The sequence below is a fragment of the Saccharothrix luteola genome (assembly GCF_020859565.1).
GTDB classification, from domain to species: Bacteria; Actinomycetota; Actinomycetes; order Mycobacteriales; family Pseudonocardiaceae; genus Actinosynnema; species Actinosynnema luteola.
Map to the genome: position 1 here is coordinate 34,039 of NZ_JAJHUO010000040.1, position 17,583 is coordinate 51,621.

12 protein-coding genes and 1 pseudogene are annotated in these 17,583 nt (G+C 72.4%); 9 read left to right on the forward strand and 4 right to left on the reverse strand.

Annotation, left to right across the window (positions count from 1 at the left end):
• Nucleotides 1-89: 89 nt before the first annotated feature.
• The 3 genes and pseudogenes from LNK82_RS40560 to LNK82_RS40570 all read left to right on the forward strand — a co-directional run bounded on the left by LNK82_RS40560 (nucleotide 90) and on the right by LNK82_RS40570 (nucleotide 6,054).
• On the forward strand, nucleotides 90-3,845 hold the full coding sequence (locus LNK82_RS40560; protein ID WP_230572184.1) for an ABC transporter ATP-binding protein: 3,756 nt from the start codon (nucleotides 90-92) through the stop codon (nucleotides 3,843-3,845).
• Between the two features lie 84 nt (nucleotides 3,846-3,929).
• Nucleotides 3,930-4,529: a TetR/AcrR family transcriptional regulator gene (locus LNK82_RS40565; protein ID WP_230572185.1), complete on the forward strand. Its 600-nt coding sequence runs from the start codon at nucleotides 3,930-3,932 to the stop codon at nucleotides 4,527-4,529.
• Between the two features lie 80 nt (nucleotides 4,530-4,609).
• Nucleotides 4,610-6,054, forward strand: a pseudogene (locus LNK82_RS40570) (FAD-dependent monooxygenase).
• 57 nt (nucleotides 6,055-6,111) lie between these two features.
• Here the strand turns inward: LNK82_RS40570 and LNK82_RS40575 are convergent.
• Both LNK82_RS40575 and LNK82_RS40580 read right to left on the reverse strand, forming a co-directional pair.
• The gene (locus tag LNK82_RS40575) at nucleotides 6,112-6,597 is read right to left on the reverse strand and encodes an SRPBCC family protein (RefSeq protein WP_230572186.1); all 486 of its coding nucleotides are present in this window, start codon (nucleotides 6,595-6,597) and stop codon (nucleotides 6,112-6,114) included.
• Nucleotides 6,594-6,953 (reverse strand): ArsR/SmtB family transcription factor, encoded by a 360-nt coding sequence (locus LNK82_RS40580; protein WP_308257480.1) that lies wholly within the window; start codon nucleotides 6,951-6,953, stop codon nucleotides 6,594-6,596. Before LNK82_RS40580 ends, LNK82_RS40575 begins: the two co-directional genes overlap by 4 nt.
• 370 nt (nucleotides 6,954-7,323) lie before the next feature.
• On the opposite strand from LNK82_RS40580, the gene LNK82_RS40585 reads away from it, so the two are divergent.
• Together LNK82_RS40585 and LNK82_RS40590 are read left to right on the forward strand one after the other, a co-directional pair.
• Nucleotides 7,324-11,043: a multifunctional oxoglutarate decarboxylase/oxoglutarate dehydrogenase thiamine pyrophosphate-binding subunit/dihydrolipoyllysine-residue succinyltransferase subunit gene (locus LNK82_RS40585; RefSeq protein WP_230572187.1), complete on the forward strand. Its 3,720-nt coding sequence runs from the start codon at nucleotides 7,324-7,326 to the stop codon at nucleotides 11,041-11,043.
• A gap of 76 nt (nucleotides 11,044-11,119) precedes the next feature.
• Entirely contained in the window at nucleotides 11,120-11,299 is a 180-nt protein-coding gene (locus tag LNK82_RS40590; protein WP_230572188.1) for a DUF6104 family protein, read from the forward strand.
• A gap of 162 nt (nucleotides 11,300-11,461) precedes the next feature.
• Here LNK82_RS40590 and LNK82_RS40595 read toward each other — a convergent pair whose 3' ends face one another.
• Nucleotides 11,462-12,454 (reverse strand): aldo/keto reductase, encoded by a 993-nt coding sequence (locus LNK82_RS40595; protein WP_230572189.1) that lies wholly within the window; start codon nucleotides 12,452-12,454, stop codon nucleotides 11,462-11,464.
• A gap of 148 nt (nucleotides 12,455-12,602) precedes the next feature.
• Here LNK82_RS40595 and LNK82_RS40600 point away from each other — a divergent pair, with 148 nt between their 5' ends.
• Both LNK82_RS40600 and LNK82_RS40605 read left to right on the forward strand, forming a co-directional pair.
• Nucleotides 12,603-13,970 carry an O-antigen ligase family protein gene (locus LNK82_RS40600; RefSeq protein WP_230572190.1) on the forward strand — a complete coding sequence of 456 codons (1,368 nt, stop codon included), beginning with the start codon at nucleotides 12,603-12,605 and terminating at the stop codon, nucleotides 13,968-13,970.
• A complete protein-coding gene (locus LNK82_RS40605; RefSeq protein ID WP_230572191.1) occupies nucleotides 13,967-14,413 on the forward strand; it encodes a hypothetical protein in 447 nt (148 codons plus the stop codon). The genes LNK82_RS40600 and LNK82_RS40605 overlap by 4 nt, the downstream gene beginning before the upstream one ends.
• Before the next feature lie 175 nt (nucleotides 14,414-14,588).
• On the opposite strand, the gene LNK82_RS40610 is transcribed toward LNK82_RS40605, so the two are convergent.
• The gene (locus LNK82_RS40610) at nucleotides 14,589-15,482 is read right to left on the reverse strand and encodes a LysR family transcriptional regulator (RefSeq protein ID WP_230572192.1); all 894 of its coding nucleotides are present in this window, start codon (nucleotides 15,480-15,482) and stop codon (nucleotides 14,589-14,591) included.
• 71 nt (nucleotides 15,483-15,553) lie between these two features.
• Between LNK82_RS40610 and LNK82_RS40615 the strand changes: the two genes are divergently transcribed.
• Together LNK82_RS40615 and LNK82_RS40620 are read left to right on the forward strand one after the other, a co-directional pair.
• The gene (locus LNK82_RS40615) at nucleotides 15,554-16,441 is read left to right on the forward strand and encodes a dihydrodipicolinate synthase family protein (protein ID WP_230572193.1); all 888 of its coding nucleotides are present in this window, start codon (nucleotides 15,554-15,556) and stop codon (nucleotides 16,439-16,441) included.
• 80 nt (nucleotides 16,442-16,521) lie between these two features.
• A complete protein-coding gene (locus LNK82_RS40620) occupies nucleotides 16,522-17,574 on the forward strand; it encodes a hypothetical protein (RefSeq protein ID WP_230572194.1) in 1,053 nt (350 codons plus the stop codon).
• The last annotated feature ends 9 nt before the right edge of the window (nucleotides 17,575-17,583 follow it).

Genomic DNA, 17,583 nt, shown 5'->3' on the forward strand with positions numbered 1-17,583 from the left:
TGATCTTGATCGGCTGACGGAGGCCGCCCCGAAGGTTCGGGGCGGCCTCCGTCACGTCCGAGGGGCCGACACCGTCGGTGGTCCGACCTATGTTGGAGGTCGTGACTTCTTCCGACGGCTGGATCCGCAGGCTCGCCAGGGCGTGCTGGCAGCACCGCTCGCTCGTGGTGCTCTCGGTGCTCGCCGCCGTCGTCGGCGTCGGGTTGCAGGCCGTCGGCCCGTTGTTGATCAAGGTCGCCGTCGACGACGCGATGGCCGGCCGCACGGACCGCCTGGCCTGGCTCGCGATCGTCCTGGTCGGCTTGGAGCTGCTGACCTTCGGCACCGCGTTCGTGCGCCGGTTCCTCGGCGGCCGGCTGGCCGTCGACGTGCAGCACGACCTGCGGCAGGCGGTGTTCGGCGCGGTGCAGCGGTTGGACGGGCCGAAGCAGGACGCGTTGCGCACGGGCCAGGTGGTGTCCCGCTCGATCACCGACCTCCAGCTGGTCAACAGCCTGCTGTCGATGACGCCGCTGGCGTTCGGCACGGTCGTGTTCGCGGTCGCGGCGATCGTGGCGATGTTCTGGCTGTCGCCGCTGCTGACCGTGATCGCGCTGGTGATCACCCCCGCCGTCGGGGTGGTCGCGGCCCGCAGCAGGCTGACCCTCTTCCCGGCCACCTGGTCGGCCCAGCAACGCGCGGCCGACGTGGCGCAGCACGTGGAGGAGACCGTCACCGGCGTGCGCGTGGTGAAGGGGTTCGGCCAGGAGGCCCGCGAGGTCTCCCGGCTGGAGTCGCGCGCCAAGCTCCTGTTCGCCGAGCGGATGCGCGCGGCCCGCCTGACCGCCCGCCCTTCCGCGACGCTGAACGCCCTGCCCTACCTCGGCCAGGTGGCGGTCCTGGCGCTCGGCGGCTGGATGGCGCTGCGCGGGGAGGTCACCCTCGGCACGTTCCTGGCGTTCGCGACCTACGTGGCCACCCTCGTCGGCCCGACCCGCCTGCTGGCGAGCCTGATGGTGACCGCGCAGCTGGCGCGTGCCGGCGTGGAGCGCGTGTACGAGCTGGTCGACTCGCAGCCGACGGTCGTGGACGGCGACCGCGACGTGCCCGCCGGTCCGGTGGCCGTCGAGCTGCGGGACGTGGCGTTCGGCTACACGCGCAGCGAACCGGTGCTCTCGGGCGTGTCGCTGCGCGTGGAACCGGGCGAGACGCTCGCCATCGTCGGCACCGCGGGCTCGGGCAAGTCGACCGTGTCGCTGCTGCTGCCCCGGTTCTACGACGTGCACGAGGGCTCGGTGTCCGTGGGTGACGTGGACGTCCGGGAGCTGCGGCTGTCGTCCCTGCGCCGGACCGTGGGCACGGTGTTCGAGGAGGCGTTCCTCTTCTCCGACACCGTCCGCTCGAACATCGCCTACGGCCTGCCGGACGCCTCCGACGAGCAGGTGGAAGCGGCGGCGCGGGCGGCCGAGGCGCACGAGTTCATCGAAGCGCTGCCGAACGGCTACGACACCGTGGTCGGCGAGCGCGGCCTGACCCTCTCCGGCGGTCAGCGCCAGCGCGTCGCCCTGGCCCGCGCCCTGCTCTCCGACCCGCGCGTCCTGGTCCTGGACGACGCGACCTCGGCCGTGGACAACGCCACCGAGGCGGCGATCCACCGCACGCTGGCCGCCGTGACCGCCGAGCGCACGACGCTCCTGATCGCGCACCGGCGGTCGTCGCTCGCGCTGGCCGACCGCATCGCCGTGCTGGACGCGGGCCGGGTGGTCGACATCGGCACCCACGCCGAGCTGCACGAGCGCTGCCGCCTCTACCGCGAGCTGCTCGCCGGACCGGGCGAGGCGATCGAACAGGTCGACCCCCGTGCCGACGCCAGGCTGGAACCGGGCCCCGACGGCACGACCCCGGCCCTCTGGCCCGAGAGCGACGAGGACGACCTGGCCGTGCGCGCGGCGAACCGGGCCGTCGGCGCGGCCAAGGTCAGCCGGGGCGGGGGTGGCACGTCGGCGCTGCTGGGCGGCACCCCGCCGACCCCGGAGCTGATGGCCCGCGTCCACTCCCTGCCGCCTGCCGAGGACGTGCCGGTCCTGAACGGCGAGGACCCGCGCGCCCCCGACCCGGGCTTCCGCCTGCGCACCCTGCTGCGGCCCGTCCGCTGGACGATGCTGGGCGTGGGCGGCCTCCTGCTGATCGACACGGCGCTGGCCGTCGCCTCGCCGAACCTGGTGCGCCTCGGCATCGACAAGGGCGTCGTCGGCGGTCAGGTCGGCTGGCTCTGGGTCGCCGTCGCGATCAGCTTCACGCTGGTCGTGCTGGGCTGGGTGTCGGCGGCTGCGGGCACCGTCGTGACGTCCCGGCTCGGCGAACGCCTGCTGTACCTGTTGCGCGTGCGCAGCTACGCCCACCTGCAACGGCTCGGGCTGGACTACTACGAGCGCGAGATGGCCGGCCGGATCATGACCCGGATGACCACCGACGTGGACGCCCTGTCCAGCTTCCTGCAGACCGGCCTGACCACGTTCGTCATCAGCGTGCTGACCGTCGTCGGCATCGCGGTGGCCCTGGTCGTGACCGATCCGGGCCTGGCGCTGGTGGCGCTGAGCGTGCTGCCGATCCTGCTGATCGCGACGGTGGTCTTCCAACGCCTCTCGTCGGCGGCCTACGCGGAGGCGCGCGAACGCGTCAGCGCGGTCAACGCCGACCTCCAGGAGAACGTCTCGGGGCTGCGCGTGTCGCAGGCGTACACGCGGGAGGCGCGGTCGGCCGAGGCGTTCGCCGAGCGCAGCGACGCCTACCGCCGTTCCCGCATCCGGGCGCAGCGGTACATCGCCACCTACTTCCCGTTCCTGTCGCTGCTCTCGGGTGTCGCGCAGGCCGGGATCCTCGTGGTCGGCTCCTACCGGGTGGCGGAGGGCACCCTGTCCCCCGGCGTGCTCCTGGCGTTCGTGCTGTACCTCGGCCTGTTCTTCTCGCCGCTGTACCAGCTGTCGGGCGTGTTCGACGGCTACCAGCAGGCCAGGGTGGGCCTGAGCCGCATCGGCGACCTGCTGCGCACCCCGACCACCGTCCCGCCGGCCGCCGACCCCGTGCCGGTGACCAACCTGCGCGGTGAGGTGGAGCTGCGCGACGTCACGTTCGCCTACCAGGGCACCACCCGCCCCGCCGTGGAGGACATCTCGCTGCACGTCCCGCCGGGCGAGACCGTCGCCTTCGTGGGCGCGACCGGCGCGGGCAAGTCGACGCTGGTCAAGCTCGTGGCGAGGTTCTACGACGCCACCGGGGGCGCGGTGTTGATCGACGGCGTCGATCTGCGCTCCTACGACCTGTCGGCGCTGCGCCGACGGCTCGGCATCGTCCCGCAGGAGGCGCACCTGTTCGGCGGCGACATCGCGGAGAACGTCGCCTACGGCAAGCCGGACGCGACCAGGGCCGAGATCGAGGCGGCGGTCCGGGCCGTGGGCGCCATGCCCGTGGTGGCCGCCCTGCCCAACGCGTTCCACCAGCAGGTGGGCGAGCGCGGCCAGGGCCTGTCCGCCGGCCAGCGCCAACTGGTCGCCCTGGCCCGGGCCGAGCTGGTCCAGCCGACGATCCTGCTGCTGGACGAGGCCACCGCCGCGCTGGACCCCGCCACCGAGTCCGCGGTCCTGGAGGCCGGCGACCACCTGGCCGGGGCCCGGACCACCTTCGTCGTCGCCCACCGCCTGGCCACCGCCGCCCGCGCCGACCGGATCGTGGTCCTGTCCGGTGGCCGGATCGTGGAACAGGGCACCCACGCCGAACTGCTCGAAGCGAACGGCCACTACGCCCGCCTCTGGGCCCACGGCACCGACGTCGAGCCGGACGCGAGCGAGCTAACCCCGAGCCACTGACCCGTCCGCGGCCGGACCGCCCGCCACAAAACTTTCCGGGTCGGCAAGTTTGCCGACCCGGAAAGTTCCACTAGGCTGACCCGCATGGCGACGGGCGGGCTGCGTGAGCGCAAGAAGCGGGAGACGCGGTTCGCGTTGAGCCAGGCCGCGATCCGGCTCACCCTGGAACGCGGGTGGGACAACGTCTCGGTGGAGGACATCGCCGCCGCGGCGAACGTGTCCGAGCGGACCTTCCGCAACTACTTCGCCACCAAGGCCGAGGCGATCGTCGCCACCCACGTCGAGCGCGGCCGGCGCGTCGCCCAAGCCCTCCGCGACCGCCCGGCCGACGAACCGCTCTGGGACGCGCTCGTCGACGCCGTCGTCGCGCAGTTCGAACCACCCGGCAGCGGCGCGGCGCCGTCCGGCTACGCCGCCGCGCTCCAGAAGCTGCTCGCCGAGCCGGCCGTCCAGTACGAGGTGTTCCGCGCCCACGCCGCCGCGCAGGACGAGCTGACCGCCGCCATCGCCGACCGCACCGGCACCGCCGCCGGCGACCTGTACCCGCAGGTCGTCGCCGCCGTGGTCAGCGCGGGCCTGGGCGCCGCGCTCACCCGGTGGACCCAGGACCCCACCGGGTCGATCGGACCTCTCCTCCGCGAGGTCTTCCACCGGATCCGCGCCGGGTTGCCCGCCCCGCGCTGACCTCGCCACCCCGCATACCGAAGCCCGCCCGACGGGCTCCCCGGCGTGCCCGGAACACCCGAAGCAGAGGAGTGACACCCATGGACGTGGTCGTCGTCGGCGGTGGACCGAACGGGCTCATGCTCGCGTGCGAACTCGCCCTGGGAGGCGTCCGGCCGGTCGTGCTGGAGCGCCTCCTCGAACCCGGCGCGGAACCCCGGTCGAACGGCCTGGTCGGCCAGGTCGTCCGGATGGTCGACCGCCGCGGCCTGTTCGAGCGGCTCAGCGGGCAGCCCGGCCCGCCGCTGCCCAACGACCGCCACTTCATGTTCGCCGCGATGCCGCTCGACCTCGGCCTCCTCGCCGACAGCCCGATCTACAACCTCCCGGTGCCCGAAGCGGCCACGAGTTCACCGGGCTCGTCCAGGACGCCGACGGCGTCACGCTCACCGTCGACGGCCCCGACGGCGCGTACGAGCTGCGCACCCGGTACGTCGTCGGCGCCGACAGCGCGCACAGCCCGGTCCGCAAGGCCGCCGGCATCGGCTTCCCCGGCGTCACCTACGACCGGTCCACCACCCGCACCGCGCACGTCACCGTGCCGTCGGACTGGCTGGACCCCGCGACCGGCGCGCTGATCGTGCCCGGTCACGGCCCCGTCCGGCCGTTCCTGCCCGTCCGGACCGACCGCGGCGGCTTCTCCTACGCCCCACTGCCCGGCCGCCCGCCGCTGGTCTCCACCACGGAGTGGGCCGAGCCGGGAACCGACCGCTCGGAGACCGGGCCGATGAGCCTCGACGAGCTGCGCGCCGGCGTCCGCCGGGTGCTGGGCGCCGACGTGCCGCTCGGCCCGCCGCCCGGCTCCGGCCCGCACGTGCTGCGCAGGCTCGACGGCGGCAACACCAGGGTCGCCGAGCGGTACCGCGACGGTCGGGTGTTCCTGGTCGGCGACGCCGCCCACGTCTTCGCCGCCGGCGGCACCGGACTCGACGTCGGCCTCCAGGACGCGGTGAACCTGGGCTGGAAGCTCGCGGCGGCGGTCAACGGCGCCGTCGACGTCCTCGACACGTACGAGGCCGAACGCCGTCCGGTCGCCGACCGGACCATCACCTACTCCCAGGCCCAGTCCGCACTGCTGTCACCGGGCGAGGACGTCACCGGCCTGCGCCGGCTGTTCGGCGAACTGCTCGCCCAACCGGGCGTCGTGCGGGTCGTGGCCGACCTGATCGCCGGCGCGGACGTCCGCTACCCGGTCGGCGACGACGCCCACCCGCTGGCCGGCCTGCCCGCACCCGACCTGGACCTGCGCACGTCGGCCGGCACGGTCCGCCTCGCCGAACTGGTCCGAACGGCGCGGCCACTGCTGATCGACCTGACGGGGAGCGGCGGCCTGCGCGTCGACGGCGTCGAGGTCGTCCGCGCCGAGGCGGACACCGACGCCACCGCGCTCCTGCTCCGCCCGGACTCCTACGTGGCGTGGGCGTCGAACGACGCGCGCCCCTACCCGGACGAGCTCCGGCACGTCGCCGCCCGGTGGTTCGGCTGACCGCAGGCACGAGGCCGCCCCGCAGCCCGTGCGGCCTGCGGGGCGAAGAGCGGTCGCTCAGCCCTCGGCGAGCATCTCGTCCAGCCGCTCGTACCCCTCGACCACCCCGGTCTCCATGCCGCTGGCCAACATCATGTCGCGGGCTTCCGTCGTCGCGAACACGCTGGCGGCGTGCAGCCGGGTCCGGCCGTCGCCCAGGTCCTCGAACGTCAGGGTGTCCAGCGAGACGCCGTCCGGGAAGCCCTCGAACGTGAACGTCTGCACGATCCGCTCACCGGGCCTGACCTCGTGGAACGAGCCGTAGAACCGGTACTCCTCGTCACCGTGGCTGTGCACGAAGCGGTAGGCGCCGCCGGTCGACGCGTCCCACCGCTCCACGCGCATCTCCAGGTAGCGCGGGCCCTGCCACTTCACCACGAGGTCGGGGTCGACGTGCGCGCGGAACACCGCGTCCACCGGGGCGTTGAACTCGCGGGTGATGTGGATGACCGGCGTGGCCGGGTCGGCGCTGATGCTGGTCTCGGGGTGCGTGGTCGTGGTCATGATGCTTCTCCTTCGATCCGGGTCTGTCGGGTGCCGTCGGACGCCATCTCGGCGAGCAGGGCGTCCAGCCGCTGGTAGCGCTGCTCCGCCTCCTGCCGGTAGCGCTCGATCCACTTCGTCATCAGGTCGAACACCTCCGCCTCGAGGTGGACGGGCCGTCGTTGCGCCTGCTTGCTGCGGCTGACGAGCCCGGCGTCCTCGAGCACCTTGAGGTGCTTCGACACGGCCTGCACGGTCACGGAGTACGGCTCGGCCAACTCGTTCACGGTCGCGTCGCCCACTGCCAGCCGCGCCACCATGTCGCGCCGGATCGGGTCGGCCAGGGCCGAGAAGACCCGCGACAACTGGTCGTCCACCGCCATCTCCTTACTCAACCTCTCGGTTGAACAAACCATACGACCGACACCCACCGAAGTCAACCAAAAGGTTGAAGACGCAGGTCAGGGACCTATCGGACACCACGCTTCAGCCGGCTGAACACCTCACACCCCACCGACCACCGCCGTGCGCACAACTACTCCGAGTTGAAGCACCGCCGGACGTGTGACGGGCTTAACCTCAAGTGATGCTCAAGCACCCATAACACGAACCGATGACCTGACCGATTCTGTGAGAGAACACTCGGTGCGCTGCCCCTCCTGTGTGTGAACTGCACCAGACGGGGGACTAGCCTGACCATGAGTGAGTCATTACCAAGAGCGAGATGGATAGAGGCGAGCGCCAGCCGTGTCCAGCAGCAGTCCTGCTTCTCAGTTCGGCCCCAATGAGTGGCTGGTCGAGGAGATGTACGAGCAGTTCCTCGCCGATCCGTCGTCCGTGGACCCGGCCTGGCACGACTTCTTCGCCGACTACAAGTCGACGCAGCGGTCGGGCAACGGGGCGGCGACGGCCGCGGAGAGCGGCACCACGACCGCCACCAAGACCGCTCCGGCCCAGGCCGCGCCGTCCGCCGCGAGCACCGCCGCGCCGACGACCGCGCGGCAGCCGCAGCAGCCGCCGAAGAGCCAGGCCGCCCAGCCGGGGACGACGGCTCAGCCGGCCCAGAAGCCCGCGGCCAAGCCCGCGCCCGCCCAGGCCGCCAAGGCCGCGCCGGTGCAGCCGGTCAAGGGCGAGGAGCAGAAGCAGCTGCGCGGCGCCGCCGCCGCCATCGCGAAGAACATGGAGCTCTCGCTCACCGTTCCGACCGCGACGAGCGTGCGCGCCGTGCCCGCCAAGCTGCTGGCCGACAACCGCATCGTGATCAACAACCACCTCAAGCGCACCCGCGGTGGGAAGGTCTCCTTCACCCACCTCATCGGGTACGCGGTGGTGCGGGCGCTCAAGGCCTACCCGAACATGAACCGGCACTTCGGCGAGGTCGACGGCAAGCCGTTCGTGATCACGCCGGAGCACGTGAACTTCGGCCTGGCGATCGACCTGCCCGGCAAGGACGGCGCCCGCACGCTGGTCGTGGCCTCGATCAAGGGCTGCGAGAACATGACGTTCACGCAGTTCTGGCAGGCCTACGAGGACCTGATCCGCAAGGCGCGGACGGGCTCGCTGACCACCGAGGACTTCTCCGGCACCACCATCTCGCTGACCAACCCGGGCACCATCGGCACCAACCACTCGGTGCCGCGCCTGCAGGCCGGCCAGGGCACGATCATCGGCGTCGGCGCGATGGAGTACCCGGCGCACTTCCAGGGCACCAGCGAGCAGGCCCTGACCGACATGGGCGTCAGCAAGGTCATCACGCTGACCTCCACGTACGACCACCGCGTCATCCAGGGCGCGGAGTCCGGCGAGTTCCTGCGCCGCATCCACCAGCTCCTGCTGGGCGAGGACGGCTTCTACGACGACGTCTTCACGTCGCTGCGGCTGCCGTACGAGCCGATCCGCTGGGTCGCCGACATCCCCGAGGGCGCGGTCGACAAGACCGCCCGCGTGATCGAGCTGATCGACGCGTTCCGCACCCGCGGCCACCTCATGGCCGACACGGACCCGCTGAACTACCGGCAGCGCAGCCACCAGGACCTCGACGTCCTGTCGCACGGCCTGACCCTGTGGGACCTGGACCGGGAGTTCCCGGTCGGCGGGTTCGCGGGCCAGGAGCGGATGAAGCTGCGCGACATCCTCGGCGTGCTGCGCAACTCGTACTGCCGCACGGTCGGCGTCGAGTACATGCACATCCTCGACCCGGAGGAGCGCCTCTGGATCCAGGACCGCGTCGAGGTGCCGCACGAGAAGCCGCCGGCCACCGTGCAGAAGTACATCCTGTCGAAGCTCAACGCCGCCGAGGCGTTCGAGACCTTCCTGCAGACCAAGTACGTCGGCCAGAAGCGGTTCTCGCTCGAGGGCGGCGAGACGGTCATCCCGCTGCTCGACGCGGTGCTGGACAAGGCCGCCGAGCACGAGATCGACGAGGTCGTCATCGGCATGCCGCACCGCGGCAGGCTGAACGTGCTGGCGAACATCGTCGGCAAGCCGATCTCGCAGATCTTCCGCGAGTTCGAGGGCAACCTCGACCCCGGCCAGGCGCACGGCTCCGGTGACGTCAAGTACCACCTGGGCGCCGAGGGCAAGTACTTCCGGATGTTCGGCGACGGCGAGACGAAGGTGTCGCTGACCGCGAACCCGTCGCACCTGGAAGCCGTCGACCCGGTGCTCGAGGGCATCGTCCGCGCCAAGCAGGACATGCTCGACAAGGGCGGCGAGGGCTTCACCGTGCTGCCGGTCGCGCTGCACGGCGACGCCGCGTTCGCGGGCCAGGGCGTGGTCGCCGAGACGCTGAACCTCGCGCTGGTGCGCGGCTACCGCACCGGCGGCACGGTGCACGTGGTCGTGAACAACCAGGTCGGCTTCACCACCGCGCCCGAGCACTCGCGCTCGTCGAAGTACTCGACCGACGTGGCGAAGATGATCGGCGCACCGGTGTTCCACGTCAACGGCGACGACCCCGAGGCGTGCTACTGGGTCGCCAAGCTGGCGGTGGACTACCGGCAGGCGTTCAACAAGGACGTCGTGATCGACATGGTCTGCTACCGCCGCCGCGGCCACAACGAGGGCGACGACCCCTCGATGACGCAGCCGGCGATGTACGACGTGATCGACACGAAGCGCTCGGTGCGCAAGACCTACACCGAGTCCCTGATCGGTCGCGGCGACATCTCGGTCGAAGAGGCCGAGAAGGCGTTGCAGGACTTCTCCTCGCAGCTGGAGCACGTGTTCAACGAGGTCCGGGAGCTGGAGAAGCACCCGATCAAGACCTCGCCGTCGATCGAGCAGGAGCAGCAGGTCCCGACCAAGCTGCCCACCGGCGTCGACCGGTCGATCATCGAGAAGATCGCCGACGCGCACGTGAACCTGCCCGAGGGCTTCACGCCGCACCCGCGCGTCAAGCCGGTGCTGGAGCGGCGCGCCAAGATGGCCCGTGAGGGCGGCATCGACTGGGCGTTCGCCGAGCTGCTGGCGTTCGGGTCGCTCGTGCTGGAGGGCCGCACGGTCCGGCTGGCCGGGCAGGACTCGCGGCGCGGCACGTTCGTGCAGCGGCACGCCACGCTGGTGGACCGCAAGCGGTCCGAGGAGTACACGCCGCTGCAGAACCTGGCCGAGGGCCAGGGCAAGTTCATGGTGTACGACTCGGTGCTGTCGGAGTTCGCGGCGCTCGGCTTCGAGTACGGCTACTCCGTGGCCAACCCCGACGCGCTGGTGCTGTGGGAGGCTCAGTTCGGCGACTTCGTCAACGGCGCGCAGCCGATCATCGACGAGTTCATCTCGTCCGGTGAGGCGAAGTGGGGCCAGGTGTCCGACGTCGTGCTGCTGCTGCCGCACGGTCACGAGGGCCAGGGCCCGGACCACACGTCCGGCCGGATCGAGCGGTTCCTCCAGCTGTGCGCGGAGGGCTCGATGACGATCGCGGTGCCGTCCACGCCGGCGAACTACTTCCACCTGCTGCGGCGGCACGCGCTGGACGGCGTGAACCGCCCGCTGGTGGTGTTCACGCCGAAGTCCATGCTGCGCCTGAAGGCCGCGGTCAGCCCGGTCGAGGCGTTCGTGGACGAGAAGTTCCAGTCGGTGATCGACGACCCGACCGGCGTCGACCCGAGCGCGGTGCGCAAGGTCCTGCTGTGCAGCGGCAAGATCTACTACGAGCTGCTGGCCGAGCAGGAGAAGCGGGGCGTCAAGGACGTCGCCGTGGTGCGCGTCGAGCAGCTGTACCCGGTGCCGGCGCGCAAGCTGACCGCCGCCCTGGACCGCTACCCGAACGCCACCGAGGTCCGCTGGGTCCAGGAGGAGCCCGCGAACCAGGGCGCGTGGCCGTTCTTCGGGCTGGCGCTGCCCGAGCTGCTGCCGTCGCGGTTCGCGGTGAAGCGCGTGTCGCGTCGCCCGATGGCCGCGCCGTCGGCGGGGTCGTCCAAGGTGCACGAGGTCGAGCAGCGCGAGCTGATCGCGAAGGCGTTCGAGTAAGACCCGTTGGTTCGCGCCGAGCCGTCGAGACCTCCCGGGGTTTCGGCGGCTCGGCCGTTTCGCTGGAGGAAGTCCCGTGTACTTCACCGATCGTGGCATCGAGGAACTGGAGGCCCGGCGGGGCGAGGAGGAGGTGACGTTCGCCTGGCTGGCCGACAAGCTGCGGGCGTTCGTGGACCTGAATCCGGACTTCGAGACGGCCGTCGAGCGCCTGGCCACCTACCTGGCGCGTGACGACGAGGACTTCGAGGACTGACCGCCTCCAGGGTTGCGGGACGACGCGGCCGCGGTGTCAACCGAGCCGCAGCGCCGCGACCGACTCGATGAGGCCTGAACGCTCCGGATTCGAAGTAGGCGCAACGCGTGTCCGGGCACCGGACGGGTGAGGGCCGGGAGGTGCGCCCGGCCCTCGACCCTGCTACCAGGCGTACGCCTCCGGCGCGGGCTTGGCGCCGTTCGGGCCGGGGGCCGGGAAGAGTTCGTCCAGCTTGGCCAGGACCTCGTCGTCGAGCTTGATCTCGGTGGACCGCAGCGAGCCGTCCAGCTGCTCGAGGGTGCGGGGGCCGATGATCGGCGACGTCACGCCTTCCTGGTGCAGCAGCCACGCCACGCCGACGTGTGCCGGGTCCTCGCCGAGGTCCGCCGACAGCTTCTCGTAAGCCTCGATGGCGTCCCGGTGCTTCTCCAACGCCTCCAGGCTGCGCCCCGTCGTGCCGCGCGACCCACCGCCCTCGCGCTGCTTGCGCAGCACACCGCCGAGCACCCCGCCGCCCAGGGGCGACCACGGGATCACGCCGACGCCGTAGTGGCGCGCCGCCGGCAGGACCTCCAGCTCGACGAACCGGTTGACCAGGTTGTAGATCGACTGCTCGCTGACCAACCCCAGGAAGTGGCGTTCGCGCGCCGCCTGCTGCGCCTGCGCGATGTGCCACCCGGCGAAGTTGGACGACCCGAAGTAGATCACCTTCCCCTGCTGCCGCAGCACGGAGAAGGCCTCCCAGATCTCGTCCCACGGCGTGGCCCGGTCCACGTGGTGCATCTGGAGCAGGTCGATGTGGTCGGTCTGCAACCGTTGCAGCGACGCGTCCGCGGCCCGCCGGATGTGCAGGGCGGACAGCCGCTTCTCGTTCGGCCAGTCCCCCATGTCGCCGTACAGCTTGGTGGCGAGCACGGTCCTCTCCCGACGCCCGCCGCCCTGCGCGAACCACCGGCCGATGATCTTCTCGGTGACGCCCTCGCCCCGCTGCCACCCGTAGACGTCGGCGGTGTCGAAGAAGTTGATGCCGTGCTCGTGGGCCCGGTCCATGATCGTGTGGCTGTCGGGCTCGGACGTCTCCGGGCCGAAGTTCATCGTGCCGAGGCACAAGCGGGACACGGACAGGCCGGAACGGCCGAGCTGGGTGTACTCCATGCGGCCAGCCTGCCTCAAGTCGATCGCCGGGACCACCTGGCCGGCGCGGGACCGCGTTCCGCCGAAACCGCTCCGCCGCAACGGATCCCGAGGTTAAGATCCGCGCCTACCCCGCCTCGGGCGGGCATGGGGGCTGGGGGAGGCCTGCATGGGGGGACTTGCGCACGACCACGTCCGGGCACGGGACGCGGTCGCCCTTCCGCACGCCGTGCTGCTCGTGCTCGCCGCGATCGCCGCGGCCGTGGTCGCCCAGGGCGGGTACTACCTGCCCGGCCGGCTCTTCACCGGCGCGCTCGTCGCGTTCGCGCTGGTCCTGGCACTTCGCGACCGCCCGGCGTTCGGGCTGGTCCCGGTGGCCTGCGCGGGGCTCGCCGCGTGGGCCGTCCTGCGCGCGGCCCTGGACGGCGACGTCACCCGTTCCCTGCCCGCGGTCGCGGCCGTCGGCTGCCTGGCCGCGGCGGTGGTCGTGGTCCGGGGTGCCGACGCCCGGCAACGGGAGCTGTGCGCGTCGGTGCTGGTCGGCGCAGGCGCGCTGGTCGCGCTGACCGGCTGGGTGGCCGTCGTCTGGCGGGTGCCGTCCTGGTCGGTGGTCGCCGACGGCCTGGCCCGCGCCGCCTCCACCCTCACCTACCCCAACGCCGCCGCCGCGCTGCTCGCCGCGCTCACCGTGCTCGCGCTGGCCCTGAACACGGCCCACCCGGACTCGTTGCCGCACGCCGCCGCGGTGTACGCGCTGGTCGTCGGCGTCGGCGCGACGCTCAGCCGCGCCGGCCTGCTGGCGCTGCTGGCCGGGGTGGTGGCGTTGGCCGTGTTCAACGGAGTCCGCGCCTCCCTGCGGCACGCCGGTCCGCCCGTCCTCGGCGCGCTGATCGCCCTGGGCGCGCTGGCGCCGTCGTTCCCGGCCGCCGAACCGGCCGGCCCGGCGCTCGCGGTGGCAGGACTCGTCGTCGGCCTCGCGGTCACCGCCGGCCTGAACCGGGTGACGCCGCTGTTCCGGCTCGTCGGTGTGGTGGCCGGGCTCGCCGCGATCGGGCTCGGGGCGCTCTTCGCCCTCGACCTGGGCAGGTTGCTCGCGGGCCGGATCTCGACCGGTTCACCGGACCGCACCGGCGCGACGGGCGCGGCGCTGGACCTCGTCGCCGCACGGCCGGTGTCGGGCGTCGGACCCGGCAACGGGTGGTTCGCGTTCACCGGTCCCGGCGGCGAGTCCCGCGTGATGCGGTACGTGCACAACGAGTACCTCCAGGTCCTGGTCGAGCTCGGCGCGATCGGGCTCGGCCTGGTGCTGCTGGTCCTGGCCGCGCTGGCCGTCACGGTGTGGCGCGGCCGCGCCGGGTCGTCGTGGGCGGGCGCCGCCGCGGGGCTCGTCGTGCTGCTGGTGCACAGCGGTTTCGACTTCCTGTGGCACCTGCCCGTGATCGTGCTGACCGCCGGGCTGCTCGCCGGCCTGGCCTCTCCCGAACCCACTGCCCGCACACCTGTGCCGGCAGCACCCACCGCAGAGGAGAACCGATGAAGTTCCCATCCATCCGCAACCTGCGCCCGGCCAGGGCGGCGGCCGTGCTGGCGGTCGTCGCGGGCGCGGTCTTCGCGTCCGTGCTGCCGTCCAGCGCCGACGTGAGCGCCCAGTCGCCGTCGCAGCCCGCGATCCAGCTCCAGGCACAGGGGGAAAGACTCGCGCGCGGTGCGGCGGTCAAGATCGACGTGCAGATCGTCTGCCCGCCGCCGGGCTACGCCTACGTCAACGTCCGGCTCACCCAGCGCGTCGGTCCCGCCATCGCGACCGGCGCGGGCTTCGCGCAGCCGTTCTGCACCGGCGGCACGCAGACGGTCACCGTCTCGGTGCACGCCGCGGAGTTCCCGTTCCGCGCGGGCACGGCCTTCGCCTCGGCCACGATGTCCGGCCCGTTCAACGGCCAGGTCTCGGACGACCGCGAGGTCACGATCGTCAACCCGTGACGTGACGGGGGTGGGGCTCACACTGACGGGTGGGCCCCGCCTCCGGGCGCCGCGAGGCCGAACTCGCAGGCCGCGATCACGGCCTGCACCAGGTCGCACCGGACCGGGCCCGTTCCCGTCGGCGGATCCCGGAACCGGAACCGACCGCTCGCGCGCGCGGTCCTCCGCCTCACTCTCAAGAGGGAGGAGCGAGGTAGGCGCGGGTCGAGGACTCCAGCGCCGCCACGCACGCCGCGACCACGGGGTGACCGCCCGCGCCGCGGCGGTAGGCGATGCGGGTGCGGCGGTGGACGTCCAGCGGGACCAGCCGGACGTCGGCGGGCGGGCGCGTCGCGCCGAGTTCGGGCACGAGCGCGACGCCCTGACCGGCGGCGACGAGCGCGAGCACGGCGGTGAAGTCGTCGGCGTGGTGGCGCACCCTCGCGGTGAAACCGGCCGCCTGGCAGACCCGCATCGCCACGGTGTGGCAGAGCGTGCCGGGGGTGCCGACGATCCACGCCGCGTCACGCGTGCTCGCGATCGTCCCCTCCGGCCCTTCGGCCGGCACGGCGAGGAACACCTTCTCGTCCAGCAGCCGCACGGAGTCCACGCCCGGGTCGGGCTCGACGGGCGCGATGTCGTAGTCGTGCCACAGCGCCACGTCCAGCCGCCCGTCGCGCAACGCGTCCGGCATGTCGACCGGGTCCAGCTCGGTGACCATGAGGTCGAGCGCCGGGTGGTCGCGGCCCAGCGCGACCAGCGCGGCCGGCAGGAGGGTCGGCACGGCGCTGGGGAACGCGCCGATCCGCACGGTGCCGGACAGGCCGGTGCGTGCGGCGGCCACCGCGGCGGTCGCGGCTTCCAGGGCGGCCAGGATCGTCTCGGTGTGCCCGACGAGCGCGGTGGCGGCGGCCGTGAGGCTGACGCTGCGGCCGGTGTGCTCCAGCAGCGGCACGCCCGCCTCGCGTTGCAGGGCGGCGAGCTGCTGGGACACGGCGGACGGCGTGTAGGCGTGGGCCTGGGCGACGGCGGCGATCGTGCCGAGGCGGGCCAGGTCGCGCAGGAGCCGCAGGCGGCGGACGTCGAGCATCAGTTCAGCTTACGGTTGCCACGAGGAACCCGAACTGGTGCTTCACGGTCCGGGCGGGCACCGTGGTGCGCATGACGCTCACCGGCCTGCACGTCCCGCTGATCACGCCGTTCGACCGGTCGGGGGCCGTGGCCCTCGACGCCCTGGAGGCCCTCGCCCACCAGGCGTTGGACGACGGCGCGCGCGGCCTGGTGGCGTTGGGCACGACGGCGGAGCCCTCGTCGCTCACGCCGGTCGAGCAGCAGGCCGTGCTCGGTGTCCTCACGCGGGTCTGCCGTGAGCGCGACGCGCCGCTGATCGTCGGCGCGAACACCCCGCAGGCGTTGGCGTCGTTGGCCGACCACCCGGAGGTGGTGGCGTCGCTGACCACCGTGCCGTCGTTCGTCCGGCCGGGCGAGGAGGGCGCGCTCGCCCACCTGACCCGGCTGGCCGCCGACAGCCCGGTGCCGCTGGTCGTCTACGACATCCCGTACCGGACGGGCCAGTACCTGTCCGCGGCGGCGTTGCGGCGACTGGCGGACGTGCCGGGGGTCGTCGGCCTGAAGTACGCGGCGGGCGGGATCAACGCCGACACGGTCGAGCTGTTCGCCGACGTACCGGACCTGGCGATCCTCGGCGGGGACGACACGTTCATCTCGCCGTTGCTGGCGCTGGGCGCGCACGGCGGCATCCTGGCTTCGGCGCACGTCGCCACCAGCGAGTTCGTCCGGCTGATCGACGCCTGGCACGCCGGTGACGTCGCCGTGGCGCGCGCTCTGGGCGGACGGCTGGGCCGGCTGTCGGCCGCGCTGTTCGCCGAGCCGAACCCGACCGTGGTGAAGGCCGTGCTGCACGCCCAGGGCCGCATCCCGACGCCGGACGTCCGCCTCCCCCTCCTGCCCGCCGGCCCCGGGAGCACCTCCGCGGCCCTCGCCGCCCTGGACTCGACGACCCTGGTCGCGGCTGGTCCGAACGGATGAATCCCGCGAGCTGACCGACACACGCCCACCCCGGCGCACGACCTGATGGGCAACGGTCGACGACATCGGGAGCGTGGGTCATGGCGCCGAATCCGTTCCGCGTGTTGATCGTCCGGGGGTTCTGGAGCCCGCCGCAGGCCGGATCGGCGAGCAGCTGGCCGTGGCCGACGAGCTTCTGCCGGGCGGTCTTCCAGGGCTCCAACGGCTGGAGCGTCCGCGACTACTGGTTGCGCTCGACGTTCGGGTTGCTGAACCTCCAGTTCGACGTCGAGGGCGGCGCCGCCGGGCTGAACCTGGAGGGCTTGGACGCCAACCACTTCGCGCACCGCCGGGCCGAGGCCATCGACGCGGTCCGGGACCGGGCCCGCGCGGAGGGCATCAACGTGGACGGCTACCACGGGTTCATCGCCCTGACCAACCCCCCGCCGTCCAATGCGGGAGCCGACCGCAACCGGGCGCTGTTCGACCAGCACGGGTTCCTGGAGTTCTACCAGCACGAGGTCGGTCACGTGCTGGGCTTCCAGCACGCGTTCGGCCCCGATCGCGGCGACCCCGGCCAGGAAACCGTGTACGAGGACGACTACTGCATCATGGGATTCACGGGGCCGATGGGCTTCACCATCCCCACGCCACCGGAGGCGGCGAGCGTCGTCACCCCGCTGCCAGGCAACTTCTGGCAGTCCGGCCGCCGACTCGCCGCGGCCAACCTGCACCGCACGTACCCGGCCGAGTTCTCGCCCTGGGTCGGGCACGTGGTCATGAACCAGACGACGTTCGTGGTGGGATCGAGCTCCGTGGCCGAACTGGGGTCGCAACTGCCCGTGCTCGCGGTCCTCACGCTCCCCGGCGGGGCGCAGGTCACGGCCGAGTACCGGGTCCCCACGGTGGACGACCGGGGCGTGACCCCGCCTGCCGTGGTGGTCCACTCCATCGGGCTGCGCAACCTGGGACTGCGCGACGACGGACGTCCCTGGGACGAGGTCGACCCGATCTACTTCGAGGGCACGTTGCAACCGCGCGTGGGCGCGCAGCTCACGATCGTCGCCGGCGTGACCCTGCGGGTCGTGTCGACCGAGTTCCCCGGGACCTACCTCGGCCCGAAACCGCCGGTGGTCCAGCTCAGGTTCGTCTGACCGGTCGGA